The sequence below is a fragment of the Paucibacter hankyongi genome (assembly GCF_037482915.1).
GTDB classification, from domain to species: Bacteria; Pseudomonadota; Gammaproteobacteria; order Burkholderiales; family Burkholderiaceae_C; genus Paucibacter_A; species Paucibacter_A hankyongi.
Genome location: NZ_JBBHJX010000006.1, coordinates 173,844 through 196,964, shown reverse-complemented (window position 1 = coordinate 196,964; position 23,121 = coordinate 173,844). Strand labels below are relative to the sequence as shown.

Genomic DNA, 23,121 nt, shown 5'->3' with positions numbered 1-23,121 from the left:
TTTCACCCCAGGGGCCTTCAAACTTTATCTTTCTTTTTATTTTCTTTTTTGCTAGAGTGAAAGTAATTTCAGCCATCGACGGCATCATCCGTTTCGACCGAATTGTTATGAACTCATTGCTCAACCGCTCGCCAGAGGCTTGGCGTCAACTCCAAGGCCTGCACACTGCCGAGGAAATCGCCCAGCAAGCCCAAGTCTGGCGCGAGCTGGGCCAGCGTCTGTTGAGCCAGCAGGGGCAGATCGACGCCTTTCTGAACAACTGGCTGGCCCAGCCCGGCCATCTGGTCATCCTCACCGGCGCCGGCAGCTCGGCCTATTGCGGTGAAGGCGTGGTGGAGCGCATCAACAAGACCTGGGCCGCCGAGGTCCGTGCCGTGCCCACCACCAGCCTGATCAGCCACCCCGGGCTGTACCTGGAACGCGGCCGCCCGACCTTGCTGGTTTCGTTTGCACGCAGCGGCAACAGCCCCGAAAGCCTCGGCGCCGTGGATCTGTTGCGTCAGCTGGTCGACGCACCGCGCTTCTTGAACATCACCTGCAATGCCGAGGGCTCGCTCTACACCCGCAACCAGGCGCAGGCCGACACACTCAATCTGCTGATGCCGGCCGCCAGCTGCGACCGCGGCTTTGCAATGACCAGCAGTTTCAGCAGCATGCAGCTGGCCGCCTTGATGGCCTTCTCAAGCGAGCCTTGGGCACAACGCCATGAGCGCCTGGAAGCGCTGGCGGCACAGGCGCAGACGCTGTTGGGCGAATGGGCCGCGCCGGTCGCCGCCTTGGCGCAACAGCCTTTTTCCCGCATCGTCTATCTGGGCGCAGGACCGCTGGAGGCCTTGGCCAAAGAAGCGGCGCTGAAGGTGCTGGAGCTGACTTGTGGCCGCGTGCTGGCCTTTGCCAACACGCCGCTGGGCTTCCGCCATGGCCCCAAATCCATCCTCGACAACAACACCTTGGTCGTGCTGTTCCTCTCCAGCGATGCGCATGCGCGCCGCTTTGATGAAGACCTGCTGGCCGAACTGCAGCGCGACCGCGTTGCCGGTCGCGTGTTGGTGCTGGGCTGCGGCTCACCGCAAACCGACGCCGAGCAATGGCTGTGCGCGCCGGACGCGCCACTGCTGACCGGTGGCGATGAATGGCTGGCGCCCTTGTGGCTGCTGATGGCCCAGCAATACGCGCTGCAACGTTCGGTGGCACTCGGCCTGACGCCGGACAACCCCTTCCCCGATGGCACCGTCAACCGCGTGGTTCAAGGCGTGACCCTGCATCCTTATGTCGAACGCGGCTGAGTTCCACTACGGCATCGACATCGGCGGCAGCAAGATCGAGCTGGTGGCCTATGCCGATGCGGCCTTGCTGCAGGAGCGCTTTCGCAAGCGTGTGCCCACCCCCGGACACAGCTTCGAGGCCTTTCTGGATGCCGTCTGCGGGCTGGTGCTTGAAGCCGATGCGGCGCTGGGCGCAAGCGGCTCGGTCGGCCTGGGCGCGCCGGGCGTCACCGATCCGCGCAGTGGCCGGCAGCTGAGCTCGAATGTGCCGGCCTTGAATGGCCAGGCCCTGGCGCCAGCGCTGCAAGCTCGGCTGGGCCGGCCGGTCGCTATCGGCAACGACTGCCAGTGCTTCGCCCTGTCCGAGGCCCATGGCGGAGCGGCCGCGGGCTACCCCAGCATGTTCGGCGCCATCATCGGCACCGGCGCCGGCGGCGGCTTCTGCCTGAACGGCCAGCTCTTGCGCGGCCACAACGGCCTGGCCGGCGAGTGGGGCCACGGCGCCCTGCCGGCCACGCTGCAGCAAAAACACCAGCTGCCACTGTGGCACTGCGCCTGCGGCCTGACCGGCTGCCTGGAACGTTATGTGTCGGGCAGCGGCCTGGCCGCGCTCTACCAATATTTCGGCGGCGAGGCCCTGGACGTGCCGGCCATCGAAGCCCGTGCCGAGGCGGCAGATCCCCTCGCCCTGCGGGTGCGCCTGATGCATCTGGATGTGCTGGCCTATGGTCTGGCGCAGCTGATCTTGATCGAAGACCCGCATGTGATCGTGCTGGGCGGCGGCCTGTCCCAAATGCAGCGGCTCTACACGCAGTTGCCGCAGGCCGTGGCCACGCATCTGTTTGCCAGCGTGCAATTGCCGCCGATCTTGCCGCCGCGCTTCGGCGACGCCGCCGGTACCCGCGGCGCAGCCTTGCTGGCCATGCAGCAGACACCGCACCCAGCAAGCGGCAACGGCGTCTGACGCCGCGCCCACGCCGACTCCCCTAGAACACTCGGAATACTTCTCGCCATGTCGTCCCTTCTTTCTGAACTGATCGCCCAGCATCGCGCTGGTGCGGCCCTGGGCATCTACAGCGTTTGCTCGGCCAATGTGTATGTGCTGCGCGCCGCCATGGATGTGGCCAAGCAGTACGGCGGGCCCTTGTTGATCGAGTCCACCTCCAACCAGGTGGACCAGTTCGGCGGCTACACCGGCATGACGCCGGCGCAGTTCCGCGCCTATGTGCTGGAACTGGCGCAAGCGCAAGACTTTCCGGTCAAGCGCTTGATTCTGGGCGGCGACCACCTCGGCCCGAACGCTTGGCAACACCTGGCCGCCGCCGAGGCGATGGGCTTTGCGCGCGAACTGATCCGCAGCTATGTGGCGGCCGGCTTCGAGAAGATCCACCTCGATTGCAGCATGTCTTGCGCCGACGACCCACGGCCGCTGTCCGACGCTTGCGTGGCCGAACGCTCGGCCGAGCTGGCCCGGGTAGCCGAGCAGGCCGCCCGAGACGCCGGCCTGCAGCCGCCGGTTTATGTGATCGGCACCGAGGTCCCGATCCCCGGCGGCGAGGCCTCGCTGGCCCAGGGCCTGGCGGTGACAACGCCGGCCGCCGCGGCCCATACCTTGGAGATTCACCGGCAGGCCTTTGCCGCGCCCGACTTGCAGGCCGCCTGGCAGCGCGTCATTGCCCTGGTGGTGCAACCGGGCGTGGACTTCGACCACAGCAGCATCCACCACTATCGTCCGGCCGAGGCCGCCGCCTTGTCGAGCTTTGTGCTGGAACACAGCGGCTTGGTCTATGAGGCCCATTCGACCGATTACCAAACCGAAGCCTCGCTGCACGCCTTGGTGCGCGACCATTTCGCCATCCTGAAGGTCGGCCCTGCGGTCACCTTTGCGCTGCGTGAGGCTTGGTTCGCGCTGGCCGCCATCGAGTCCGCCTTGCTGCCCGCCGATCGCTGCTCGCACCTGCCCGAGGTGCTGGACGCCGCCATGCTGGCTGCGCCCAAGCAGTGGCAAAAGCACTATGGGGGCAGCGCCGAGGAACAAGGCCTGCTGCGCGCCTACGCGCTCAGCGACCGCTGCCGCTACTACTGGGGCGACGCTCAGGTGCAGGCCGCGCTGGAGCGGCTGATCGCCAATCTGGACGCCCTCAGCATCCCGCTGCCGCTGCTCAGCCAATATCTGCCCGAGCAGTTCGATGCGGTGCTGCAGGGCGGGCTGGCACCCAGCGCCACCGCCCTGGCCCAGCACAAGGTCGGCACGGTGCTGGCCCGCTATGCCCGCGCTTGCGCCCAAGACAAGGTTTCAAGCGTCATCGAAAGCTCGGGTGGCAAAAAACTTTCGGTCGTATAAGCTTTCGGCATTGAACGAAAGCTATTACCCGCTATGACGACAAGAAACACCGGAAAACGGCGCGAACAGATTTTGCAACTGCTGATGGAAAAAGGCAGCGTGCAGGTCTCGGATTTGGCGCCGCTGCTGGGCGTGTCTTCGGTGACGATACGCACCGACCTGAGCGCCTTTGAAGAGCAGGGCTTGGTGACGCGCAGCTATGGCGGCGCCACGCTCAAGCGCATGCCGCCGCCCGAACACAATATCCGCCAGAAGGACACGCTGAACACGACGCTGAAGGAGCGCATCGGCACCCGTGCGGCGCAGATGGTGCACAGCGGCGACAACATCATCATCGACTCCGGCACCACCACGATGGCGCTGGCCCACCATATCCGCGATCTGCGCGAGGTCACGGTGATGACCAACGGCCTCAACATCGCCTGGGAATTGGCCGACGTAGACGGCGTTGAGGTGATGCTGACCGGCGGCCTGCTGCGCAAGAAGTCGCTGTCGATTCTCGGCACCCAGGCCGAAGCCTGCCTGAATGGCTACAACTTCGACAAGCTCTTCCTGGGCGTCGACGGCTGCGACCTGCAGTTCGGCCTGACCACCCACCACGAGGCCGAAGCGCGCCTGAACCACATGATGGTGGAGCGGGCCAAAAAGGTCATCGTGCTGAGCGACTCCAGCAAATTTGGCCGCGCCAGCCTGCACCGCATCGTGCAACTCGACCGCGTGCACACGCTGATCACCGATGCCGGCATCAGCCCCGAGTACCGCGAAGGACTGCTGCGGCTGGGCATTGAACTGATCATCGTTGACTGAAAGAAAAGAACCCGGCGCCATGAGTTCAGCCTTCACTTCCTTGTCGGGTCGCATCCTGACGCCCGACGGTTGGCTGCTGGGCCGCATCGAGTTCGATCAACACATCAGAGCGATCACGCCGGACGCCAGCGCCCCGGCCGAGCGCATCATCCTGCCCGGCTTCATCGACCTGCATGTGCATGGAGGCGCCGGCGTGGACATCATGGAAGGCACGGTGGACGGCCGCAACAGCGCCGAGCAGGTGGCCCGCGCCCACGCCCAACACGGCACCACCGCGCTGCTGGGCACCACCATGACAGCCAGCCCGGCGGCCATTGAGCACGCGCTGGAAGGCCTGAGCGCAGCAATCCAGGGTCGAGCGGCGCGTGGCTCCGGCATGCCGCGCATCCTCGGCGTGCATCTGGAGGGGCCCTTCATCAACGCCAAACGGCTGGGCGCGCAGCCGAATGTGGTCTGCTCGGCCACGCTGGAGCAGGTGCGCCACTATCACGCCATCGCGCCGATCAAGGTGCTGACACTAGCGCCCGAATTGAGCGGACACTTGGCCCTGATTCCGCAGCTGAACGAGATGGGCATTCGCGTCCAGATCGGCCATTCGGCCGGCAGCTACGAGGACGGCCTGGCCGCGCTGCAGGCCGGCGTAGCCGGCTTCACCCATTTGTTCAATGGCATGACGCCGCTGAACCACTACCAGCCCGGCATCGTCGGCGCGGCCCTGGCGCATGCGCAATTCGCCGAGCTGATCCCCGATCTGCAGCATGTGCATCCCGGTGCCATGCGGACGGCGATGCGGGCGATTCCGCAGCTCTACTGCGTCACCGACGCCACCGCCGCCACCGGCATGCCGGACGGCGAATACGCACTCGGCTCGCAGCGGGTACTGAAGTGCCAGGGTTGCGTGCGGCTCGCCAGCGGCTCACTGGCCGGCAGCGCGCTGACCATGGACCAGGCGCTGCGCAATCTGCTGTCGATCGGGGTGGATCTGGCAGCGGCCTCACATGCGCTGTCGCGCAACCCGGCCGACTACCTGGGCCTGTCCGACCGTGGCCGTATCGCCCCCGGCGCCTGGGCCGACCTGCTCAGCTTTGACACCGAGATGCAATTACAGGCCGTCGTCATCGAAGGCGAGGCTCTTTCTCTCAACCCCGATCGCCCCGATCAATCCGTCGCCAAGGACGCCCACGCATGAACGCGCCAGCCAGTTCCGCTACCGCAAGTCCGTCCCCAGGACTCAGCGGCGCCGCCGCCACCTCGACCCCACTCGGCTCGATGCGCTTCATGCTCTTCATCGCCGGCATGGGCGGCCTGCTCTACGGCATCGACATCGGCATCATCGCCGGCGCCCTGCCCTATTTGGAGTCGACCGCCTCGGTGCTATGGAAGCTGAGCACCCAGCAACTCGGCTTCATCGTCGCCGCGGTGCTCTTGGGCAGCGTGCTGTCGTCGCTGTTTGCCGGCGCGCTGGCCGACTGGATCGGGCGCAAAAAAGTGATGGTGCTGAGCGGCCTATTGTTCGCCCTCAGCATCCCCATCATCGCGCTGGCCGAAGGCTATATGCCGCTGCTGCTGGGTCGGCTCCTGCAAGGCATCAGCGGCGGACTGATCGGCGTAGTGGTGCCGCTCTATCTGGCCGAATGCCTGCCCGCCGAGCAGCGCGGCCGCGGCACGGCAATGTTCCAGTTACTGCTGACGATAGGCCTGGTAGTGGCCGCCTTGATCGGCTTGTACTACGCCCGCCAGGTGGAGGCCGCCACCGCGGCGACGCAGCTGACGAGTGGATTCGGCGCGCTGAGCAGCGCGCAAAGCAACGCCATCTTCCTGGCCAAAGACGCGGCCTGGCGCAGCATCTTCTGGATCTGCCTGGTCCCCGGCCTGGTGTTCACGCTGGGGGCCTTGCTGTTGAATGAATCGCCGCGCTGGCTCTTGCGCCGCGGCCGCCTGGATGCCGCCCGGCAGGCCTTGCTGCGCAGCCGCAGCCCCGCCCAGGCTGAGACCGAGATGCGCGAGATGCTGGCGCTGAGTCAGCCGCAGCAGCTTCACGTCGGCTCGGGGGCCGACCCGCTGCTGAGCCGCCGCTATCTGGCGCCCTTTCTGTTGGCCTGCCTGATCTTGGCCGGCACACAGGCCACCGGGGTGAACTCGATCTTGTCCTATGTGGTCACCATCCTGCACCAGGCCGGCCTGGCAGGCTCCACCGCCAATGCAGCCGATGTAGCGATCAAGGTCTTGAATGCGCTGATGACTGTAGTTGCCGTTGCCCTGGTCGATCGCAAGGGCCGCAAATTCCTCTTGATGCTGGGCAGCGGCGGCATTTGCGTCTCGCTGCTGCTGAGCGGCGCGCTGTTCTGGTCGGCCGAACGCGGCCGCAGCGATGTCGCCACCACGGTGCAAGCGTTGGTGCAAAACGATCGCCTCACGTTGGACTTTGATGCTGCCTTCCTAGCGCGCGCCGGCGTCAGCACGGGCGATGGGCGCCAGGCACAGCAGCTGACGCTGGCCTATTCCTATGGCGACTTCAGCAATGTGCAGACGCGCCGCAGCGATGAATTGGACCTGAAGACCCTACAGATCCAACGCGAAGACACGGTGCAGGCCGACAGCGTCATCGGCGCCTTCTTCCGCCGCCTGCATCTGAACCCCTTTGCCGACCCGGCCAGCGCCGTCGGCGCGCCGCTGAAGATCCAGCAAGCCCTGATCGGCCCGGTGCCCAGCGAGACCCACGGTTGGCTGGTGACGGTCTGCATCTTTGCCTTCGTCGCCTTCTTCGCGGTGGGCCCCGGCGTTTGCGTCTGGCTGGCGCTGTCGGAGCTGATGCCCACACGCATCCGCTCCAATGGCATGAGCATTGCGCTGCTGATCAACCAGTTCGTCTCCACCACCATCGCGGCGGTGTTTTTGCCCACCGTAGGCAATCACGGTTATGCGGCAATGTTCTTCTTCTGGGCCGGCTGCACGGTGCTCTACTTCCTGACCGCCAGTTTCCTGCTTCCCGAAACCAAGGGCCGCACGCTGGAGGAGATCGAGGCCTTCTTCGTCGGTAAGGGTGGCAAAGGCGGTAACGACGGTAAAGGCGGCAAGGGCCAAAACGGCCGATAAGGCTAATGCTGCGCCAGCAACTGCTGCGTGCGGCGCAGATGGTCGCCCATGCCTAGAGCCTCGAAGGCTGCTGCGGCCTGCGCCAGCAGCAGCTGCGCTGGCGCCCCCTGAGACAGGGCCAACTCGGCCGCGCACAAATCGTTGACGGCTGCCTCATGCGCCGAACCGCGCACTTCCGCGGCTCGGCGGGCCAAGGCCAAGTAATGTTGCGCGGCGGCCGGCCGCCCTTCGGTCTGAGCCAGCCTCGCCGCCGCCCGGTAGGCCATGGCCACGCCGATCCAATCGCTCTGGCGCGCACGCCGCAAGGTCTGGGCAATTTGCCGGCGCGCGCCGCTCACATCACCCTGAGCGACCAGTATTTCGGCCAACCAGCCATGGTTGAACGAGCTGAACAGCCCCCCGCCGCGCGGTGCAAGCCAGGCGATCGCATCACGCAACTCGGCGGCAGCACTGCTGCTGCGCTCCTCCATCCACGCGCCATAGGCCGCGGCCGCATGGCCCATTGAGAAGGTGAAGAGGCTGCGCACCCGCCCGCCAATGCGGTGCGCTTCCTGAGCGCTTTGGCGCGCCTCCGCCCAGCGCCCTTGCCACAGCAGCACGGCCGCACGCCAGCCTTGCACCGAGGCCTCCACCGGCAGATTGCTGCCGCGCACATTCGACAAGGCTTCGTCAAAGGCCTCGTGGGCGGCCTGGAAATGGCCCTGATCCCCAAGCACATAGGCCTTGCAGGCCAGTGAATAGCTGCGCCCGACCGCCGGGCGACCCAACCCGGACAAGGTGCCGCCGCGCGGGCCGCTACCGGCTTGGCGCTGAAAGGCCAGGGCCTCGTCCAGCAGACGCAAAGCGGCGGGGTAGTCGGCCGCCGCGGCCAGAATCTGCCCGAGCGCACCGCGCAACTGCGCCAGCAAGGCCTCATCACCGGCCTCTTGGGCGGCCAGCAGGCCCTGCTCGCAATGCTTCAGCCCAGCCTTGGCATCACCCAAGGCGTAGCTGACATAACCCAACCAATACTCGGCACGTGCGATGCGGCCGGCATCGGCACCAGCCGCCGCCAATTTGGCGGCATGCTGCAAGACCCGCAGGTCGGCACGCGAAGCGTCAAACACACAGGCCAGCCCAAAACGCTGCGCGATCAGCACCCAGCGCTCGTCCACCCCCGGGCCAGGCGGCAGGTGCTCCAGCGCGGCCAGGGCGGCACGGTATTGCTTCTTGGCGCGGTCCAGCGAGGACGAGGCCAGCGCCTGGTCGCCGGCGCGCTCGGCATGAAAAGCCGCTTCCTCCCACAGTCCGGCGGCCCCGCCGTGATAGGCCAGCAACTCATCGGTGGCCTGGCGCGGGGTGTTGACCGACTGCGAGCGCAGTTCGGCGGCCACGTGCCGGTGCATGAACTGGCGCTCGTGCCAGCCAATCGACTCGTAAACCACATCGCGGGTGATGCCGTGCTTGAAGCGCAGGAAACCCGCGCGCCGGTCAGGGAACACAAAGTCCGCCTCGGCCAAGGCCAGCACCGCGGGGTCGCGCTCGCCGCAGCCGGTCACGCGCTGCAAGAGCCAGGCCGGAATGACATTGCCGATCACCGCCGCCGCACGCAGCAAATGCACCTGAGCGGCAGGCAAACGCGCCACGCGCGACTCGATCAAGGCCGCCAACCAGGCTTGCCCGACCTGTTCTCGCCCCTGCGGAGTCGGCGTCGGCTGCTTCGCTGTCTCATGCTTGAGCGCATGACACAGCTCCTCGATGAACAAGGGGTTGCCGCCGGCATGACGCTGAATCTCAGTGGCAACAAAGGGATCGGTGGCGGGCAGCAGTTGCACCACGGCGGCGGCCGCCTCACAGTCATTGAAAGGCTGCAGGTCCAAGACGCTGATGCCTTCATCCCGGCTCGGTAGGGCCGGCTCCGGCAACACGTCCGCCGTCTGTTGCGGTCGGGTGGCGGTCAGCAAAAGCAGAGGCAGGCGCTGCTCGCGCGCAAGGGTGTGCAGCCGGTGCAAGAGCGTCAGGCTGGCATCATCGGCCCATTGCAAATCGTCAATGCAAATCAGCTGCGGGGCTCGCCGGGCCAGGCCGGCCATCCACTGCAGCCAGGCGTCCGGGCGCGCCGTGGGCTTGGCCTGCAGCAAGTCAGCGGCCTCTTGCATGCCTTGCGCCTGCAAAGCGCGCAGCATCTGTAAGAACGGTTGCAGGGGCTCGGCGCTCAAATAGCTTTCGCAATAGCCGCGGTGCACCTGGCAATTGCCTTCGGCGGCGCGGCTCAAAAACTCTTCGGTCAAACGGGTCTTGCCGACGCCGGCATTGGCCCGTACGCTGAACCACAGCGGCTGCCCCCGCACGGCCTGCTCAAGCGCAGCCTCCAAGGCGGCCAACTCGCTGACCCGCCCGACAAACGGAGACAGCCCGCGCCGCAGGCTGGCCTCAAAGCGCCGACCAATCGCCGCTCGCCCCATGATGGCGTAGACCGTCAAGGGCGTGCTGCGGCCCTTGAGCTGCACCTCGCGGCGTGCACCGGTTTGGAAGTAATGGCTTTGCAGCCCCAAGGTTTCTTCGCTGACCAGGATCTCATCGGCCTCGGCCATATCGGACAGCCGGGCGGCAAAATTCGGCGTATTGCCGAGCAGCTCGAAGCGGCCGCGCACCGCATCACCGTCTTCGATCAGCACCATGCCGGCATGAATCCCGGAGTGCAGGCTCAAGGCCTGACCATGCGGCCATTGCGCCTCGCCACTGGGCGGCTGCAGGCCGCGCACCGCCTGGTGCAACTCCAGCACCGCTTCGGTGGCACGCCGACCATCATCCTCACGCACCTCGGGGTGACCGAAGATGGCCAGCATGCCATCGCCCTGGATGCGCACCACCGTGCCACCATGCCGTGGCACCACGCTTTGATACAGCGCCCGCAGCTCGGTCAACATGGCGGCGTAATGCTCTGCCTCCATGCCATCGGCCAAGCGTGTCGAATCAGTAAGATCCGAAAACACGACGGTCAAATTGCGCCGCTGCCCCACCGAATGCAGTGTTGGCGCGCGTGAATTGGGGTCGGTCATGGCCTCAAGCTTTTGTCGCGGCTGGGTGCTGTCGTCCCATCCTACAACCTGTGGATGCGCTGGAATCAAAGATTCACAAGGGGCGCCGGGAATGCAGGTAAATCCTCTTCCCGCAGGCCCAGAAAGATCGGCTGACCTTGGCGGCGATGGATATTGATCTTGGCGTTGTAGACCCGGTGCGGCAGGCCATGTTTGTCGCTGATCTCGAACTCGCTGATACCGAATTCACCTCGCGCATCGCGGCGACCGGTCAGGTAGCAGGCGATTTCGTCAATTTCGGCGCCAGCCAAACTGAGACCATTCAGTTGCTTGAGCGGGCGGCGTGTACGTTCGACAAACTCGATGCTGTCGATGCGTTGAATCTCGCCGCTAGTCTCGCTGCGCATCAAGGTGTTGAATTTGCCAACCACGATCTGCCCGGGCAAGGCTCGGTCAATCATGCGCGCCAATTCAATCGTCACCTGGCCGACCAAATAGCTGAACGAGGTCGGGTTCAGCCCCTCACTTTGATAAAACTCATAGTGCGAGCCGACATGGAAGGCGGCGCGCAACTGCGGCACCGACTCGGGCCGCTTGGCGCGCTCGCGCGCCAAGGCGTTATCGGCCAGGATGAATTGCAGCAACTGGTAGAGCTCGACATTCGCCTCGATGCCGCGCATACGGTTCCAGATATAGAAGCCGTCGCCGGTGGTGGTGCGGGCGAAATTGATATTGATCTCGCGGTCCAATAACTTGGCATAGGCCGCATTGACCGAGCAAGACAGGCTGTTCAGCTGCACCACCTGCTGCAGCGGGGACAGCAGGGAAAAGCCCACCGCATCGAACAGAATCACGGCCCGGTCTTCCACCAGGCGAATGCCATAACGTGCCACGATGGCGGCAATCAGACCCAGGCCCAGGCCGGTTTCGGGCGCAAACGGCAGGTCGATCAGCTGCGGGCTCAGGCCCAGTTCAGCGGCCACTGCCTCAAATTGCGACTCGGGCACATGGGTCTGGTTGGCCAGCAATTCATCCAGCACACGGCGGCGGCGGGCGGCTTCCACCGCATCGGCACTCGACTGGCTGAACTCGGTCAGCAAAGGATGCGGCGCCACCAGCACGCGCAAGCCGCGCGGCGCTGGGGTCCAGGCAAAAATCAGGTTCTCGCCCAAGTCCCAGAGGGCGTAGAGCCGCTGATCCAGCACGACGATGTTGTCGCGCGCCTGCGCTTCGCCCAAGCCGCTGGGCAAGGCATAGGCCATGAAGCCGTCAAGCCATGACCTGCGCTTGCGGATTTCGTCTGTCACTGTTCTACCCCTGCCACGTCTGCATGATGCTCAAGGCCCATGCACCGACCGAGGTCGACACACATAGGCCTCAAGCGCCGTTTGAATCAGCCGGCATTGTCAGGGATGAACAAGAACTTTTTGAGCGAATCAAACCGAAGCGCAGCGGCGGCAGTGCAATGGGCGCGCTGTCGCTGCGCTTCGGCTCGATCCGGGTTCATGAAAGGCAGGCTTGTGCCCGCGCACTCAGACACGGCGCGCGCTGTTCTTGGCGGGCTTGGCGGCGGCCAGCAGTTGCTGCTGCATCTGGCTGTTGATGCTGAGTCCGGTAACCACCACACGCGGCAGTTGCACCACCTGGACGGCGGGGGCTGACTTGCCACTGATGAACACCGGCGGCAGTTGCGCAACGGCGGGCTGCGGAGCGGCCTGGGCCAGCGATGCCAAGCCAAGTGCGGCCGTGACAGAAAGGGTTTTGATCAAATTCAATGTTGTCGACATGATGAGTGCTCCTGAAAGTTGAGTGGGTGGCGAAGTCCTTTTTCGGCTTCGTTGGACTCATTGTGTGGAATGCTCACGCCCTTCACCATGCCGATGCGATGAACTGCCAGCCAAGCCGCTTGGCTTGCGCCATCAAGCGACGAAGGGTTTTCCCTAGATCACCACGCACCATCACCAAGCCCTTGTTTTTCCAAGCAAAGGCACGCTTCCGTTCTCGCCGCCTTGGCCTTGTGCAGGCTGGAGCAGCGACGGCCACCAAGCCTCCCCAAGCGCGCTTGCTGGCGCAATTTCGTCGCGGCGCCCTATGATGGCGGGTTGCCTTGCCAGATTGCCGACCATGTCCGACCCCACTCCGCTGCCGTTTGAAGTTCCGATGATCCGTGTGCGGGGGGCGCGCACCCACAATCTGAAGAACATCGATGTGGACCTGCCGCGCAACAAGCTGGTGGTGATCACCGGTTTGTCGGGTTCGGGCAAGTCCAGTCTGGCCTTTGACACGCTGTATGCCGAGGGCCAGCGCCGCTACGTCGAGAGCTTGTCGGCCTATGCTCGCCAGTTCTTGCAGCTGATGGACAAGCCGGATGTGGACGTCATCGAAGGCTTGTCGCCGGCCATCTCGATCGAGCAAAAAGCCACCAGCCACAACCCGCGCTCGACGGTCGGCACCGTCACCGAAATCCACGATTACCTGCGCCTGCTCTACGCCCGCGCCGGCACGCCCTTCTGCCCCGACCACCACTTGCCGCTGGAGGCGCAAAGCATCAGCCAGATGGTCGATGCGGTGCTCGGCATGCCCGAAGACAGCAAGCTGATGCTGCTGGCCCCGGTGGTGCGCGACCGCAAGGGCGAGTTTCTGGACCTCTTCGAGGCCATGCAGGCGCAAGGCTATGTGCGCTTTCGCGTCGATGGCGTGACCGTCGACGCACCGGACTTCCCGGCGCTGAAAAAGGCCGAGAAGCACGATATCGACGTGGTCATCGACCGGGTCAAGATCAAGGCCGAGAGCGCCGATTCGCTGCGCCAGCGCCTGGCCGAAAGCTTCGAGGCCGCCTTGCGTTTGGCCGAAGGCCGTGCGCTGGTGCTGAATATGGACAGCGGCAAGGAACAGATTTTCTCCAGCAAGTTCGCCTGCCCGATCTGCAGCTATTCGCTGCAGGAGCTGGAGCCGCGCCTGTTCTCTTTCAACTCGCCGGTGGGCGCCTGCCCGTCTTGTGAGGGCCTGGGCCAGATGACGGTGTTCGACCCCGAACGGGTGGTCGCCTTCCCCAGCTTGAGCCTGGCCAGCGGCGCGGTGAAGGGTTGGGACCGGCGCAATGCCTACACCTTCTCGATGCTGGAAGCGGTGGCGGCGCATTACCAGTTCGACATTGATCTGCCCTTTGAGGAACTGCCCGAAACGGCGCGCCAAGCGCTTTTGTATGGCTCCGGCACCGACGAGATCCAGTTTGTCTACCAGGCCGAAAGCGCGGCCGCCGGCGGCGGCACCAAGAAGCGCGCGGTAAAACGCTCGCACCCCTTTGAAGGCATCCTGCCCAATTTGCAGCGGCGCTTCAAGGAAACCGACTCCAGCGCGGTGCGCGAAGACTTGGCGCGCTATATGGCGCCCAAGAAGTGCCCGCATTGCGAAGGCTCCCGCCTGCGTCGCGAAGCCCGCCATGTCTTGCTGCAACCGGCCAGCGCCGAGGTGGGCGAGATGGGGCGGCCAATCTATGAGGTTGAGCATTCGACGCTGCGCGACTGTCTGCACTATTTTGAAGGCCTGAAGCTCAAGGGCGCCAAGGCCGAGATCGGCGACAAGGTGGTGCGCGAGATCACCTCACGCCTGCGCTTCTTGAACGACGTGGGCCTGAACTATCTGAGCCTGGACCGCAGCGCCGACACCTTGTCGGGCGGCGAGGCGCAGCGCATTCGCTTGGCCTCGCAAATCGGCTCCGGTCTGACCGGCGTGATGTATGTGCTGGATGAACCGTCCATTGGCCTGCACCAGCGCGACAACGACCGCCTGATCGCCACGCTGCGCCGCCTGCGCGACCTGGGCAACTCGGTGCTGGTGGTGGAGCATGACGAAGACGCCATCCGCGCCGCCGACTATGTGCTGGACCTAGGGCCTGGCGCCGGTGTGCATGGTGGCCACATCATCGCGCAGGGCACGCCGACCGAGGTGGCTGCCAACCCAGCCTCCCTGACCGGTCGCTACCTTTCGGGTACGGCCAAGATCGAGGTGCCGCGCGAGCGCCACCGCGTGCCGGCCGATGCCGAGCACAAGTCGCTGAAGATCATCAACGCACGCGGAAACAACTTGAAGGGCGTGACGGTCGAGATCCCGGTGGGCCTCTTGACCTGCGTGACCGGCGTGTCCGGCTCCGGCAAGAGCACCTTGGTCAACGACACGCTCTACACCGCGGTGGCCAAGAAGATTTACCAAAGCCACGCCGACCCCGCACCCCATGATGAGATCGAAGGGCTGGACGCCTTCGACAAAGTCATCAATGTGGACCAGTCGCCGATTGGCCGCACGCCGCGCTCCAACCCGGCCACTTATACCGGCTTGTTCACGCCCATACGCGAACTGTTCGCCGAGATGAACACCGCGCGCGAACGCGGTTACGGGCCAGGTCGCTTCTCCTTCAATGTGGCCGGCGGCCGCTGCGAGGCCTGCCAGGGCGACGGCGTGCTGAAAGTGGAGATGCACTTCCTGCCGGACGTCTATGTGCCTTGCGACACCTGCCACGGCAAGCGCTACAACCGCGAAACGCTGGAGGTGCTCTACAAGGGCAAGAACATCACCGAAGTGCTGGCGATGACCATCGAGGACGCCCACCAGTTCTTCAGCGCCGTGCCCACGCTGGCGCGCAAGCTGCAGACCCTGCTGGATGTGGGCCTGGGCTATGTGAAGCTAGGGCAAAGCGCCACCACGCTCTCGGGCGGCGAGGCGCAACGGGTCAAGCTGGCGCTGGAACTGAGTAAGCGCGACACCGGTCGCACGCTCTACATCCTGGACGAGCCGACCACCGGCCTGCACTTCGCCGATATCGCTTTGCTGCTGAAAGTCTTGCACCAACTGCGCGATGCGGGCAACACCATCGTGGTGATCGAACACAACCTCGACGTCATCAAGACGGCCGACTGGTTGATCGATATGGGCCCCGAAGGTGGCTCAGGCGGCGGGCAACTGCTGCTGGCCGGCACACCGGAAGACTTGGCCGCCCATGAGGGCAGCCACACCGGGCGCTATCTGAAGGCTTTGTTGCGTTAAATGAGCAATGCGCCATCACGGCGCCATCGACTCCAACGGTGCCTGCGGCTTAAGTGCTGCGGCGACGAGCCACAAAGCCCACGGCCAAGAGGCCGGCCATCAGCATCGCCCAAGTGCCGGGCTCTGGAATGCCTGGAACCACCGGCGGAATGGTGTTCGTGCCCGGCGGCAGCGAGGGGACAAAGAATCCACTGGGGGCCGGGGCAGGCGGCGCAAAGCCAGCACCCGTCGGCGGCAAGGAACTGACGTCAAAGCCGTCGTTATTGCCACTGGCGATTTGCGAGAAGCTGTTCGCCGGGGTGGGCGCCGCGGTCGCCATCGGGCCGGCCGATGGCGGATCAATTTCCAAGGGCGTTTGCGGATCGACCGACTCATTGGCGGCCGACGCAACGGTGCTGCCACCGGCGGCGGTCTTCGGGCTCAAGCGCTGGATGCGGCTGACGTTGCGGCAAACGGTCGGCACCAAAATGCACTGCCCATCTTCGCAATACACCAAACCACGCTCTTGATACTGCTGGGTCCACTTGGCCCGGCTGACGGTCTTGCAAATGCTGTTGGCGCCGAAATGCATGTCGCGGATTTCGCTGCCGTACTGGGCCTGACCCTGAATGCCGTCACGCTGAATGGTCACCAATTCGTCGTAGTCACGCTTGAGCATGCGGGCCTTGAGGCGCTCGCGGGCAGCGACGGGAATATCTTGGTAGCGATCAACGGCTGCCACCACGTCGCCCATGAAGGGGTTGACGCCTGGTTTGTCCCAGGAGCAATGCGGCAAGACATTGCCGGGGGCTGCGCCGGCAGCCGCTAAAGCAATCGATGCGAGCAAAGACATGGCTAGATTTCCGTTTCACGACAAGGCTTCGATGTAGCACCATTCACGCCGCCAGAAGCCACAGCCGACATGAAAGCAAGATGGGAAAAGCCCTGCTTTTTCCACGATGCGCAATGTCAACAGTGTAATAACCCTGACATTCGATACGAGATGCTGACGTGGGGCGCACTCTCTACAGCGGTGCGGTATTCACGTTTTTGCTTGGGTTTATCGCCCCATATCGGCTTGACCACCGCGCAAGCAGGCCGAGACGGCGCCCAAGGCCTTGTTGGCAAGCGTCGGCTGGGCGCTTACTTTTTTCATTGCCAGCCAGCGCTGCCCGCTTGCGGAGGCGTCATTCGCTGCTATCGTGCCAGGGCTTCGATCAGCCCCCAGACTTCTCATTCCCATGCATCCGGCCAGTGCCCCCTATGTGCTCTATGTCGAAGACGACAGGATCAATATCGTCTTGATGGAAGAGGTGTTCAGGCGTCTGCCCGGCTGGCGGCTTGACTGCGCCGAAGACGGTGCCCAAGCCCTTGAACTCTTATCGGCCGGCTTGCCAGACCTGATGCTGATCGACATGAATCTGCCCGATATGAGCGGGCTCGATTTGCTGCAACGGTTGCGCGCCGACGCCTCCACCGCCGCGCTGCGCTGCGTCGCCCTATCGGCAGATGGCCTGGGCGAACAAGTTGAGGCCGCGCTGCAGGCGGGCTTCAGTGATTACTGGCTCAAACCGATTGATGTGACGAGACTGGCCGAAACCCTCAGGTCGACCTTGTCGGACGAGGCGGCTTGATTCGAATGCGGTATGTGAAGCGACAAGAAAAAAGGCCCGGGTAGTCCGGGCCTTTGTCTTGCCGAGAGCGAAGGGCCTGAGCCTCCCGCCCTGACAGCACAATTTACTTCAGGTGGCTGTTGATCAGCTTGGTCATCTCGAACATATCGGCCTTGGCCTTGCCGAAGATTTCCTTCAGGGCGGCGTCGGCAACGATGATGCGCTTTTGCACTTCGTCTTGCAGCTTGTGCTTCTTGATGTATTCCCAGACCTTCTTGGTCACATCGGTGCGCGGCAGCGGAGCTGCGCCCACGATGGCGGCCAAAGCGGCGCTGGGGGTCAAGGCCTTCATGAAGGCAGCGTTAGGCGTACGCTTCTTAGCGGGTGCAGCTGCAACCTTCTTGGCCGCAGGAGCCTTCTTCGCAGGAGCCGCCTTCTTGGCCGTCACAGCAGCCTTTTTGGCCGGAGCCGCGGCTGCTTTTTTTGCCGGAGCGGCCTTGGTGGCCGGCGCCGCTTTCTTAGCGGGTGCGGCCTTCTTTGCAGTTGCCATTTCGATTCTCTCCATCAAAAGTTGTTGATGTGCTGGGTCCGGGTGAAGGCCGCATAAGCCTTCAATTCTCTCTAGCACCTAGCAGCGTGAATGGTACTGCTCGCCCCTGGCATTGAGAAGCCGTAGATCCGCAAAGAAGGCGCTATCTCACAGGGAAATACCCGTTGTTTACCCTTGGTGTCGCGCACTCGCATCACTTCGCGGGCATTTATTCGCGTCAGTGCGCGGGTCAGTGGCGATCCCCGGGCAGCATGCCTCGGCCCACCCGGCGCAAAATCCGATTGAATATGGCGTTATGAAATTTCGCCAGCCGCGCTTGGATGCCGACCTGAGCGGCCGATGGTTTGAATGACATCGGCTTCGCAAGCGGGTCTGTAGTGCCTGAGGGTTTTCACCAGCGCGGGCGACGTGCCCGCCTTCCATCGACGGCCGAAACCTTGGTCGGCGTCAACTTAACGCTCGGACTCGTAGGACAACAAGGCCGTGGTTTCCCATTCGATGGCCCGACCGTTCTCGACATAGGGCATGAAGCGTGCGCTGCGGATGTCCTGCAGCGCTTGTTGATCCAGTCTGGCAAAGCCGGACGACTTTTTCAAGCTGACTTCCTTCAACAAGCCTTGAGCGTCCACGACGATGCGTAGATGAGCGACACCGGTCTCACCCAAGCGGCGCGACTGCAAGGGCACCGTCAATTTGGGTTCTTGCAAATACCGAACGGCACCCGGTGCGATCTGCTTGGGTGCGGCTGGCGGCCCCGACTGCGGCGACACGACAGCATTCGGCGGTGCGGCCACCGCCACGGGACTCGTCAGCGCAGGGTTGCTGGCCGACTCCCGCGGCGCTTCATCCGCCGCCGGAGCATGCGCGACGGCGACCGAAACGACCGACACAAGCGGCGGGGCCATCGACGGCATAAGCACCGGCAAGGGGGCCGTGGGTCTTGGGGCCAGTGACGGTGACGGCAACGGTGGCTTCGGCGCGGCCGGGGTCGCGATGATGCTGAATTTGATCGGCTCAGAGATCTTCTTTTTCACCGAACCTGGCAGCAGCAAGGTCCAAGCCAGCAGCGCGTGCAAGCCCAAGATCGCAGCGATCACACCGATGCGTGAACGCGAAGCTCGATCACCGGGATGGCGAGCAGGCATCAAACGAGGAGACGCGTTCTGCGTCGTCCCGGGCGATCGGGACGATTTCTTCGGCAGCGCTCCGAGGTCGAGAGTGGCGGCGATGGCAGTGGTCACGGCAAATATCAGGCAAACAGAACGGGCAGAAGTGCCGACCTCAGATACCGGCTCGAGGTCGAACGGTGAGTTCCCGCTGATATTAACATTAATGCGAATTATTACTATTTACACATTTGCGATGAATCTGTGTGCATGACGCGCTTGCTGCAACGGACGAGAAAAAGCCCCTTTCACCTCGGGTGAAAGGGGCTGGATCGCGACACAGAGCCGGCCGACGGCCCGGCTCTATCGCGTTTCTAAATCAGGCCTGGGGCCGTTCGCTCAGTCAGTGAGCGCCGTCGGCGCCACTCGCGTTGCGGTCGATCTTCGGCGCGGTGCGCAGACTCAGCACCATGGTGGCCGCCAAGATCGCGACGACAACGCCCAATGAAATCAGCACCGGAATCTTGATCACGTCGATCAGCATCATCTTGGTGCCGATGAAGGCCAGCACCACTGCCAGGCCGTAGCTGAGCAAGTGGAACTTGGTGGCCATCGCCGCCAACAAGAAGTACATCGCACGCAGACCCAGGATCGCGAAGATATTGGACGTCAACACAATGAAGGGATCGTTGGTGATGGCGAAGATCGCCGGGATCGAGTCCACCGCGAAGATCACATCGGTCATGCCCACCAGCGCAATCACCAGCAACAGCGGCGTGGCCAAACGCTTGCCGTTTTCCACCGTGAAGAAGCGCTCGCCATCAAAGTTCTTGCTGACCGGCATGGTGCGGCGCAAGAGCTTCAGCGCCGGGTTGGCTTCCAGATCGGGCTCCTGGCCAGCCGCCCACCACATCTTGATGCCGGTGATCAGCAAGAAAGCGCCGAACAGATACAGCACCCAATGGAACTCGGCGATCAGCCAGCCGCCCACCAAGATCATCACCGTGCGCAGCACGATGGCGCCGATGATGCCGTACATCAGCACCCGCTTCTGGTACGCCGCCGGCACCGAGAAGTAAGTGAAGATCATCAAGAAGACAAAGATGTTGTCGACGGCCAGCGACTTCTCAATCAGATAGCCGGTCAAAAACTCCAGCGCGCGGGTGTTGGCCAGCGCCACGTCCCCGGTGCTGTCCTTGATGGCCCACCAGAACAAGCCATTGAAGGCCAGGCTCAAGGCCACCCAGACCAAGGACCAATTGATGGCCTCCTTGACCGAGACCTCGTGCGCGCCCTGCTTGCGCAGCACGACAAAGTCGACGAACAAGGCCACCAGCACGGAGCCGCCGAAGAAAAACCAAAGCCAAAGAGGTGCGATCGTATCCATTGAATTCCCGCAATTACAGACCAGACAAGCCACGCTCCCGTCTATCTAAGCACAGACGCGGCCACATGTCGAAAGGTCTTGCGGGACGGCTTGCAGAGGTTCTCTGCATGAGAACGTCTCCATGTGCCGGCTGCGGGGCCCGGGCGTCTTCACAGACGCCGTACTGACGGGCGGCCGCCACGGCCTGCGCCGCGTAGCTACTCCCCTTTCGGAAGCCTGCATTCTGCCATGCATAGGCAAGATCTGACCCGATTTAGGGAAAAACCTCCATCCCGACCCAGGGCAATTGTTCACGCAGCGCCTGTATGCTTGTGCGCATGAAGACACTTGTGCGTTGGTTGTTGCTGGCCGGAGCGCTGCTGCTGGTGGCTCATCTCTACCCGGGCGTGGAGGTGAAGTCCTTCACCTCGGCCCTGATCGCAGCCATGGTCTTGGGTTTACTCAATACCTTGCTGCGGCCCATTCTGGTGCTGCTGACCCTGCCGGTGACCGTGCTGAGTCTCGGCCTGTTCCTGTTCGTCATCAATGCCTTGATGTTCTGGGCCGCCGCCCATCTGCTGGACGGCTTTGCAGTGGCAGGCTTTTGGGCCGCCCTGATAGGCTCGCTGATCTACAGCCTGTGCGGCATGCTGATCGATGTCGTCATCGAGCGACTCTTCCCGCCGCTCGACTAACACCCGCAAGGCTCGCTTCAGTTCGGCAGTTCCGCGCCCGGAGGCACCCCGCGCGGGTACATGTCTTCCAGCATCTGGCGACGCTGATACAGCAAGGTGCGCAGGCGTGAGTCAATCACGGCCGCTTCGATCTGGTCCGCCTCGCGGCTGCGCGACTGACGCATGCCGGAGCGCAAACGGTCGATCGCGCCATTCAAGTCCCCCATCGCCGCGCGCGCCTCGCCCTGCGCCCGCAGCGACCGCAATGGTTGGTCGAGCCGCGTCCACAACTGACCCAGATGCGTCCAGGCCGAGGCATCCATCGGGTAGATGCTGACAAAGGTCTGCAAAGCCTCGGCGGCATCGCGGGCCGAGGCCCGGTTCGGGTCGACCATCGCCAACTCGGCCTGCTGCATCAACAGCGCGCGAGAACGCTCGCCGGCCAGCGGCCGCAGGGCGGCAAAGCCATCGGCCGCCTGACCACGCGCCTGCGCCAATTCGGCGCGCAGGTAACGCAGCAGACGCTCGGCACGCGCGTCGTTACCCATCAACTGCAAGGTCAGTTCGGCGCTGCGCAAGGCATTCTCAGCACGCGGAAAGTCGCGCATCTTGATCGAAGCCAAGGCGCTGGCATAGCGTGCGCCGAGTTGCTCAAAGCCCTTGCCATCGCTGCTCGTGCCGGCACGCAAGTCACGCGCCCCGGCATCGTAGTTTTGCAAATGGGTCCAGGCCTCGGCGCGCGGATCCATCAAGACGCGCGAACGCGCGGCCATCAAAGCATGCTCGGCCGCTCCATCTGGACGGTTGTAGGCCTCGGTACCCATGCGGGTGCGGGCATCGCCAATGCGTTCGGTGGTCAAAGGGTGCGAGCGCAGATACGGATAGGCGCCCGAGTCCATCAAATGATGCGCCTGCTCCATGCGCTCAAACATGCTGAACATCCCAGAGGGTGCAAAACCCGCTTGGCTCAGCACCGAAAAACCAACCCGGTCAGCCTCGCGCTCCATATCGCGAGAAAAACTCAAGGAAGCCTGCGCGGCCGCGGCCTGACTGCCGACGATGGCAGCATTGGCCACATCGGCGCTGCCCGAGCGTGAAGCCACAATCAAGCCAGCGATCAAACCGGCCAAGGCCAGCATGCTGTTGCGCGAGTCGCCGGCGATGCGGCGCGCGATATGGCGCTGGGTGACGTGGGACAACTCATGCGCCAGCACCGAAGCCAGTTCATCGCGCGAACCGGTCATGGCGATCAGCCCCAGATGCACGCCGACAAAGCCACCCGGCAAGGCGAAGGCATTGATGCTGCGATCGCGCACCAGAAAGGTCTCCCAGGCAAAACGGTCCTGGGTTTCATCGCCAATATTGCCGAGCTGCTTGGCCGTTTTCACCAAAGGCTGCCAGGTCGCCTGCACATACTCAAGCAGCAGCGGGTCGTCCAGGAAGTCAGGGTCGGGGCGGATCTGCCGCATCACCTGGTCGCCAATACGGCGCTCGGTGCCCACATCCAGGTCCTGCGACACCGCATCGCCCAAAGCGGGCAAGTTCACCTGGGCGTGGCCGGTCGTCAACCCCAGATTCAGCACCAGGGCCGCCAACAAGCTCAGCGCCCCTCGGTTGGGGCGACGCATCAAACCGACAGATCGTTTCAACAATACAGACTCCAGCGCTGACAAGCCTCTCTATGATGAGGGCCAAATCGTTTCCCAATTGTTGCCGTCACCCTGCGGCCAACCCTGCAATGACTTCTGAACTGACGCATTTTGATGCCCAAGGCCAAGCCCATATGGTGGACGTGACGGCCAAGGACGTGACTCACCGCATCGCGGTGGCGGCCGGCCGCATCAGCATGCAGCCCGCTACCCTGGCCCTGATCGTAAACGGCAATGCCAAGAAGGGCGATGTGCTCGGCATCGCCCGCATTGCCGCCATCCAGGCCGCCAAGCGCACGGCCGACCTGATCCCACTCTGCCACCCGCTGCCGCTGACCCGCGTGGCGGTCGATTTCGAGATCGACAGCGCCGCCCACGCGGTGCTGTGCCGCGCCCAAGTGGAGACCCTGGGCCGCACCGGCGTCGAGATGGAAGCCCTGACCTCGGTGCAAGTCGGCCTTCTGACCATCTATGACATGGTCAAGGCCGTCGATCGCGGCATGGTCATCGGCGATGTCCGCGTGCAAGAAAAGCATGGCGGCAAGAGCGGCGACTGGTCGGCACCCTAAGACAACGCTGACACCGCCTCAGGAAGAGTTCACGACAAAC

At 63.9% G+C, this 23,121-nt stretch carries 19 protein-coding genes; 11 read left to right on the top strand and 8 right to left on the bottom strand.

What is annotated here, in order from left to right:
* Positions 1 to 107: 107 nt before the first annotated feature.
* From WG899_RS11780 to WG899_RS11755, 6 genes are read left to right on the top strand one after another with little or no spacing between them, the layout of a single operon-like run.
* Positions 108 to 1,286, top strand: coding sequence for an AgaS family sugar isomerase (locus WG899_RS11780; RefSeq protein WP_339595843.1), 1,179 nt, complete (start codon positions 108 to 110; stop codon positions 1,284 to 1,286).
* On the top strand, positions 1,270 to 2,229 hold the full coding sequence (locus WG899_RS11775; RefSeq protein ID WP_339595842.1) for an ROK family protein: 960 nt from the start codon (positions 1,270 to 1,272) through the stop codon (positions 2,227 to 2,229). Before WG899_RS11780 ends, WG899_RS11775 begins: the two co-directional genes overlap by 17 nt.
* A 48-nt stretch (positions 2,230 to 2,277) precedes the next feature.
* Complete coding sequence (locus WG899_RS11770; RefSeq protein ID WP_339595841.1) at positions 2,278 to 3,609, top strand: D-tagatose-bisphosphate aldolase, class II, non-catalytic subunit; 1,332 nt, start codon at positions 2,278 to 2,280, stop codon at positions 3,607 to 3,609.
* Between the two features lie 33 nt (positions 3,610 to 3,642).
* A complete protein-coding gene (locus WG899_RS11765) occupies positions 3,643 to 4,416 on the top strand; it encodes a DeoR family transcriptional regulator (protein WP_339595840.1) in 774 nt (257 codons plus the stop codon).
* Between the two features lie 19 nt (positions 4,417 to 4,435).
* Positions 4,436 to 5,605 (top strand): N-acetylglucosamine-6-phosphate deacetylase, encoded by a 1,170-nt coding sequence (gene nagA, locus WG899_RS11760; RefSeq protein ID WP_339595839.1) that lies wholly within the window; start codon positions 4,436 to 4,438, stop codon positions 5,603 to 5,605.
* Positions 5,602 to 7,512, top strand: a complete 1,911-nt coding sequence (locus WG899_RS11755) for an MFS transporter (protein ID WP_339595838.1) — start codon at positions 5,602 to 5,604, stop codon at positions 7,510 to 7,512. The genes nagA and WG899_RS11755 overlap by 4 nt, the downstream gene beginning before the upstream one ends.
* A gap of 2 nt (positions 7,513 to 7,514) precedes the next feature.
* Here WG899_RS11755 and WG899_RS11750 read toward each other — a convergent pair whose 3' ends face one another.
* From WG899_RS11750 to WG899_RS11740, 3 genes are all read right to left on the bottom strand, one after another.
* Entirely contained in the window at positions 7,515 to 10,553 is a 3,039-nt protein-coding gene (locus tag WG899_RS11750) for an ATP-binding protein (RefSeq protein WP_339595837.1), read from the bottom strand.
* Positions 10,554 to 10,618: 65 nt separating this feature from the next.
* Positions 10,619 to 11,839, bottom strand: coding sequence for a hypothetical protein (locus tag WG899_RS11745; protein WP_339595836.1), 1,221 nt, complete (start codon positions 11,837 to 11,839; stop codon positions 10,619 to 10,621).
* 225 nt (positions 11,840 to 12,064) lie between these two features.
* Positions 12,065 to 12,319, bottom strand: coding sequence for a hypothetical protein (locus WG899_RS11740; RefSeq protein ID WP_339595835.1), 255 nt, complete (start codon positions 12,317 to 12,319; stop codon positions 12,065 to 12,067).
* Between the two features lie 337 nt (positions 12,320 to 12,656).
* Between WG899_RS11740 and uvrA the strand changes: the two genes are divergently transcribed.
* On the top strand, positions 12,657 to 15,575 hold the full coding sequence (uvrA, locus tag WG899_RS11735; protein ID WP_339595834.1) for an excinuclease ABC subunit UvrA: 2,919 nt from the start codon (positions 12,657 to 12,659) through the stop codon (positions 15,573 to 15,575).
* Between the two features lie 49 nt (positions 15,576 to 15,624).
* On the opposite strand, the gene WG899_RS11730 is transcribed toward uvrA, so the two are convergent.
* Positions 15,625 to 16,407 (bottom strand): MHFG family PEP-CTERM protein, encoded by a 783-nt coding sequence (locus tag WG899_RS11730; RefSeq protein ID WP_339595833.1) that lies wholly within the window; start codon positions 16,405 to 16,407, stop codon positions 15,625 to 15,627.
* A 388-nt stretch (positions 16,408 to 16,795) separates the two neighbouring features.
* Between WG899_RS11730 and WG899_RS11725 the strand changes: the two genes are divergently transcribed.
* Positions 16,796 to 17,188 carry a response regulator gene (locus tag WG899_RS11725; protein ID WP_339595832.1) on the top strand — a complete coding sequence of 131 codons (393 nt, stop codon included), beginning with the start codon at positions 16,796 to 16,798 and terminating at the stop codon, positions 17,186 to 17,188.
* A 103-nt stretch (positions 17,189 to 17,291) separates the two neighbouring features.
* On the opposite strand, the gene WG899_RS11720 is transcribed toward WG899_RS11725, so the two are convergent.
* Positions 17,292 to 17,717: an SWIB/MDM2 domain-containing protein gene (locus tag WG899_RS11720; protein ID WP_339595831.1), complete on the bottom strand. Its 426-nt coding sequence runs from the start codon at positions 17,715 to 17,717 to the stop codon at positions 17,292 to 17,294.
* A gap of 452 nt (positions 17,718 to 18,169) precedes the next feature.
* Positions 18,170 to 18,487 carry an energy transducer TonB gene (locus WG899_RS11715; protein WP_339595830.1) on the bottom strand — a complete coding sequence of 106 codons (318 nt, stop codon included), beginning with the start codon at positions 18,485 to 18,487 and terminating at the stop codon, positions 18,170 to 18,172.
* A gap of 49 nt (positions 18,488 to 18,536) precedes the next feature.
* On the opposite strand from WG899_RS11715, the gene WG899_RS11710 reads away from it, so the two are divergent.
* Positions 18,537 to 19,097: a hypothetical protein gene (locus tag WG899_RS11710; RefSeq protein ID WP_339595829.1), complete on the top strand. Its 561-nt coding sequence runs from the start codon at positions 18,537 to 18,539 to the stop codon at positions 19,095 to 19,097.
* Between the two features lie 129 nt (positions 19,098 to 19,226).
* On the opposite strand, the gene WG899_RS11705 is transcribed toward WG899_RS11710, so the two are convergent.
* Positions 19,227 to 20,210 carry a TerC family protein gene (locus WG899_RS11705; RefSeq protein WP_339595828.1) on the bottom strand — a complete coding sequence of 328 codons (984 nt, stop codon included), beginning with the start codon at positions 20,208 to 20,210 and terminating at the stop codon, positions 19,227 to 19,229.
* A gap of 317 nt (positions 20,211 to 20,527) precedes the next feature.
* Here WG899_RS11705 and WG899_RS11700 point away from each other — a divergent pair, with 317 nt between their 5' ends.
* The gene (locus tag WG899_RS11700) at positions 20,528 to 20,884 is read left to right on the top strand and encodes a phage holin family protein (protein ID WP_339595827.1); all 357 of its coding nucleotides are present in this window, start codon (positions 20,528 to 20,530) and stop codon (positions 20,882 to 20,884) included.
* 17 nt (positions 20,885 to 20,901) lie between these two features.
* Here the strand turns inward: WG899_RS11700 and WG899_RS11695 are convergent, their stop codons facing one another.
* A complete protein-coding gene (locus WG899_RS11695) occupies positions 20,902 to 22,512 on the bottom strand; it encodes a M48 family metalloprotease (RefSeq protein ID WP_339595826.1) in 1,611 nt (536 codons plus the stop codon).
* Between the two features lie 89 nt (positions 22,513 to 22,601).
* Here WG899_RS11695 and moaC point away from each other — a divergent pair, with 89 nt between their 5' ends.
* A complete protein-coding gene (moaC, locus tag WG899_RS11690) occupies positions 22,602 to 23,081 on the top strand; it encodes a cyclic pyranopterin monophosphate synthase MoaC (protein WP_339595825.1) in 480 nt (159 codons plus the stop codon).
* The last annotated feature ends 40 nt before the right edge of the window (positions 23,082 to 23,121 follow it).